General features: G+C 70.7%; 3 protein-coding genes. 2 read left to right on the top strand and 1 reads right to left on the bottom strand.

Annotated elements, in window-relative coordinates; translation table 11 throughout:
• Positions 1–194 precede the first annotated feature (194 nt).
• Positions 195–1,244, bottom strand: a complete 1,050-nt coding sequence (locus ABFX54_RS56345; protein WP_346115563.1) for an aldo/keto reductase — start codon at positions 1,242–1,244, stop codon at positions 195–197.
• Between the two features lie 48 nt (positions 1,245–1,292).
• On the opposite strand from ABFX54_RS56345, the gene ABFX54_RS56340 reads away from it, so the two are divergent.
• Together ABFX54_RS56340 and ABFX54_RS56335 are read left to right on the top strand one after the other, a co-directional pair.
• The gene (locus ABFX54_RS56340) at positions 1,293–1,688 is read left to right on the top strand and encodes a MerR family transcriptional regulator (RefSeq protein WP_346115562.1); all 396 of its coding nucleotides are present in this window, start codon (positions 1,293–1,295) and stop codon (positions 1,686–1,688) included.
• Positions 1,689–1,756: 68 nt separating this feature from the next.
• The coding region (locus ABFX54_RS56335; RefSeq protein ID WP_346115561.1) for an alcohol dehydrogenase catalytic domain-containing protein at positions 1,757–2,365 on the top strand (609 nt) is incomplete at its 3' end.

The following is a 2,365-nucleotide window of genomic DNA, read 5'->3' as shown; positions in this document are numbered from 1 at the left end:
CCGCCGACCGGGCTACGCGCAGCCGCGCCGCTCGCCCCTTGCTCAGGCTCTGAGACTTGTTCATCGTGTTTCCTTCCACCCGTCATTCGCGGCACTTTGTGGCCGCGAGTAGAAGGTACGGATCACCGGGGTGGGCGTTCTGCGTAGAATGACGCAGATGACTTATGTGTGATCGGCATCACCAAAATCCGGGTTCAGCTCGCGGCGCGGTCGCCGACCGGGCGGCGGCGCAGGTGCGGGTCGGCCAGCGGTGCGGGCTGCCAGAGGCCGACCGGGTGGTAGACGTCGGTGCCGGGCGGCACGATCTCGTCGATCCGGTCGAGCACGGCGTCGTCCAGCACGAGTGAGGCGCCCTTCAGCAGGCCCTCCAACTGCTCCTTCGTGCGCGGGCCGAGGATGACCGAGGTGACCGCCGGGTGTGCCGCGACGAAGGCGATGGCCAGCTCCGGCAGCGTGCGGCCGAGCTCGTCCGCCAGCTTCACCAGCTCCTCGACGACCTCCAGCTTGGCCGCGTTCACCGGGATGGACGGGTCGAAGCGCTCCGGCGCACGCGCGGCGCGGCCCCGCGTCAGGTCGATCTCCTGCCCCTTGCGGTAGCGGCCGGTCAGGAAACCCCAGCCCAGCGGGCTGTAGGTGAGCACGCCCATGCCGAGCCGCCGCGCCGTGGGCAGCACGTCGCCCTCGATGCCGCGGGCCAGGATGTTGTACGGCGGCTGCTCGGTGCGGAACCGGTACAGGCCGCGCTGCCTGGCCACGTGGTACGCCTCCACCGTCTCGTGCGCGGGAAAGGCCGAGCTGCCGAAGGCGCGGATCTTGCCCTGCCGCACCAGATCGGTCAGCGCGGAGAGGGTCTCCTCGATGTCGGTCCGGTGATCGAACCGGTGGATCTGGTAGAGGTCGATCCAGTCCGTACGCAGCCGCTTGAGGCTGGCCTCGACCTCGCGCACGATCCAGCGCCGCGAGTTGCCGCCCCTGTTGGGCCCCTCCCCCATCGGGAAGTGCACCTTCGTGGCCAGCACCACCTCGTCCCGCCGCCCCTGCAACGCCTTGCCCACGATCTCCTCGGACTCGCCCGCCGAGTACATGTCAGCGGTGTCGACGAAGTTGATCCCGTGGTCGAGGGCGGTGTGGATGATGCGGATGCTGTCGTCGTGGTCGGGGTTGCCGGCCGCGCCGAACATCATCGTGCCGAGACAGAAGGTGCTGACCTCGATGCCGGTGCCGCCAAGGATGCGATATCTCATGCCTCGGAACCGTAGAATCTAGAGCCGACTCTAAGTCAAACTGGCCGCATGTCAGGGTTGAGCATCGGCCAGGTCGCCGAACGCACGGGGCTGAGCGTCCACACCCTCCGCTTCTACGAGCGGGAGGGGCTGCTGGCCCATCCGGTGCGACGGGGCGCCGCCGGGCACCGGGTCTACGACGAGGACGACATCGGCTGGCTGGGCGTGTGCATCCGGCTGCGGGCCTCCGGCATGCCCTTGACCGACATCCGGCGCTACACCGAGCTGGTCAGGGCGGGTCAGGGCAACGAGGTGGCACGGCTGGAGGTGCTGCGCGCGCACCGGGAACGGGTGCTCGAGCAGATGCACGAGCTCGACGAGTGCCTCAAGCTGATCACCGAGAAGGTGGCCGTGTACGAGAGCCGGCTGGGTCTGCGGGAGGGCGCCCGGGAGTGCGCGTCCTGACCCCTCAGTCCTGACTCCTCAGTCCTGACCCCTCAGTCCTGACCTCTACGAGCTGGAAGCAGGTGACCATGGCCGAGATGCTCGCAGCCCGGCTGCACATCCCCTCCCGCGAGGTGCGCATGGAGGAGGTGCCCGTGCCGGAGCCGGGCCCGGGGCAGGTGCGGGTCGAGGTGCGCGCGGCGGGGGTGTGCCTGTCCGACGTGCACCTCGCCGACGGCACTCTCACGCCAAGCCTGTTGAAGGGCGAGACGGTGACGCTCGGTCACGAGGTGGCCGGGGTCGTGGACGCTCTCGGTCCGGGCGTGGCCGACTGGGCGGCGGGCGACCGGGTCGTGCTGCAGGCCGGCGAGACCGACCGGTTCGGCACCGTCTACACCCGCGGCGTCGACTACGACGGCGGTTACGCGCAGTACGCGCTGGCCACGGCCCGCACGTTGGTGCCGATCCCCGACAGCCTGCCGTTCGAGCAGGCGTGCGTCATCCCCGACGCCGTCTCCACGCCCTGGGCGGCCATCACGGTCACGGCGGCCGTGCGGCCCGGCGAGGCGGCGGCGGTCTGGGGCGTCGGCGGGCTGGGCGCGCACGCCGTACAGCTGCTGCGGCTCGTCGGCGCGGCGCCGGTGATCGCGATCGACCCCCTGCCCGCGGCCAGGGAGCAGGCGCTCGGGCTCGGCACG

Origin of the sequence: Nonomuraea maheshkhaliensis, assembly GCF_039529435.1 — a bacterium.
In the GTDB taxonomy this organism is placed as follows: Bacteria; Actinomycetota; Actinomycetes; order Streptosporangiales; family Streptosporangiaceae; genus Nonomuraea; species Nonomuraea maheshkhaliensis.
The sequence above is the reverse complement of the archived record's forward strand: the minus strand, read 5'-3'. Positions and strand labels throughout refer to the sequence as shown.